Source organism: Lentilactobacillus parakefiri (assembly GCF_002157585.1).
GTDB classification, from domain to species: Bacteria; Bacillota; Bacilli; order Lactobacillales; family Lactobacillaceae; genus Lentilactobacillus; species Lentilactobacillus parakefiri.
This window is the reverse complement of sequence record NZ_BDGB01000122.1, coordinates 1-1,868: the sequence shown is the minus strand read 5'-3', so window position 1 is coordinate 1,868 and position 1,868 is coordinate 1. Positions and strand designations below refer to the sequence as shown.

At 36.5% G+C, this 1,868-nt stretch carries 2 protein-coding genes and 2 pseudogenes; all 4 read right to left on the bottom strand.

The window, feature by feature from the left end:
* Window positions 1–130 (bottom strand): annotated as a pseudogene (locus tag LPKJCM_RS13315) (IS5/IS1182 family transposase); the annotation flags it as partial.
* Window positions 131–188: 58 nt separating this feature from the next.
* Window positions 189–686 (bottom strand): hypothetical protein, encoded by a 498-nt coding sequence (locus LPKJCM_RS11580; RefSeq protein WP_057962204.1) that lies wholly within the window; start codon window positions 684–686, stop codon window positions 189–191.
* On the bottom strand, window positions 676–957 hold the full coding sequence (locus LPKJCM_RS11575; RefSeq protein ID WP_057962205.1) for a type II toxin-antitoxin system RelB/DinJ family antitoxin: 282 nt from the start codon (window positions 955–957) through the stop codon (window positions 676–678). The genes LPKJCM_RS11580 and LPKJCM_RS11575 overlap by 11 nt, the downstream gene beginning before the upstream one ends.
* A 218-nt stretch (window positions 958–1,175) precedes the next feature.
* A pseudogene (locus LPKJCM_RS11570) lies at window positions 1,176–1,868 on the bottom strand (replication initiator protein A); the annotation flags it as partial.

Below are 1,868 nucleotides of genomic sequence, written 5' to 3'. Positions count from 1 at the left end.
CATATAGGACCGCACAGAAGACCTCGTAGAGGTCATATTTTCGAGGCTTCGTTCGCTTACGAAAATTTTCTAAAGCTGGTCGAATTAATTCAAATTGTTGCCGAGTAATATTGCTGGGATAATTTTTCATAGCTTAAACTCGCTTTTTACATAGAAGTATATCAAAAATCATAGATCTTGGACAGCTTCTAATAACTAGGCCGATCGTTTTTATTTTCTGAATTATTTTTTGGCTTGACTTCTGGATTTTTATCCGAAAAAGTTTTTAACTGATTTTGAATTCTTTGTGTAAATTCTTTTTGACGCTTATTTTTACCGAAATGCTGTTGAATATTTTTTTGACCCTTACCTCTTCTTTTGAATTTTAAGTCAAGGGCAAAATCTGAAATTTTATTTTGATCTATCTGACTTAAATGACCAATTTCTTTAAAGTTTAAACCGGCTTTAGGAAAACGGTAAAGATTGCCAAGATCAACCCATGAAGGTTTCTTCAATCCGGCCGCTTTCCAATCTTTAATTGGATAATATTGTTGTTTGATATAAGCCGATTTATTTCGATACTTACTAGTAATTTTAAAAGCTTCGACCGTTTGCTCTGATACCTTACGAATTAATACTGGTCGAGACTTGCCACCGTTAGTTTCTACAAAACTAACGTATAAGCTGATTAAGTCATTAGTCCTCATCTGGATCATTGAGCCAATCAGCGACTTCTTTAGCGTCTTTGAACTCTATTACTGGTGTTTCTTCGGTCGCCTTTAAAAAGCGTAGATTAGCTCTTTCTTCTTCGCTTAAAGACGCATTAAAAGGTAAAGCACCAGTAGCAACAATCCGCTTGTAAAACATGTTAATCGCTGTGGTTGGGTTTAGACCTAACTCGCTTAAAACTGTTTCGGTATCATTGGCCAAATCTTTATCAATCTGGACTTGAACTCGTTTCTTTTCTTTAACCGCCATGATTGTCTCACTCCTTTCAATTACTACTCAAATTATACTACTGTTTGAGTAGTAATTCAACTTGCATGATCTTTGAAGATGGTTTGTTGTTTATCCCAGCCATGGTGACTTACGTGGTCATTAACGGTCACATGCTTTTGTCTAATCAATTTTGTTATGAGCCGAGTGTATTTATATCTTTTCCTAATAGAACTGCTTAGAAGTGATTATATGGTCTCCTAATACCAATTGTTATCTTCTGTCGCTATATCGTTAGGGTGGTCAGTTTGGTAGTTTTCAGCCGCCTGTTTATTCCACCAAACACCAAATAGGTTTTGCATCGTGCCATATAAGTAGTTCTCAACGTTCTTAACATGCCTTTCATCACTTCTCAGGGCATTGAAATACCGGCGTAGGGTTTTGGTCATTAAAGGTTTTAGTTCAGGATCATCTAAAGCAATCCAAACGCCTAAATCTTTGTGTTCTTTTTCAACAGCATATTTAGCATTCAAAATGATACGGATAAAGTGGTGCATTTGTTGAGGCGTACGGCACCAAAAACTCAGTAGTTGAATGGCCTCTGGTTCCAAGAAAATTGGTAACCCATTAGTTTCATCAGTTAAGAAGTCGTTGGCATGTTTGACTAGATCACGATTTTGCTTTTCTAGTTCTGCTGATGAGAAATAAGCTGTGGAAAAGTCTAACTTTTGAGTATCTATATGGTATCTATTAGTATCTAAATTATTAGTATAGTCTAGATCTTGTCTCTTTTTGAGAAGTCCTCTTGTACCAAGGGATTCAGACGTGTAAGAGACGGTATCATGCGGGTTTCTCTTTTTGAGAAGTCCGCTTGTATCAAGGGATTCAACGGTATCATGCGGGTTTCTCTTTTTGAGAAGTCCGCTTGTATCAAGGGATTCAAACGATTTTTC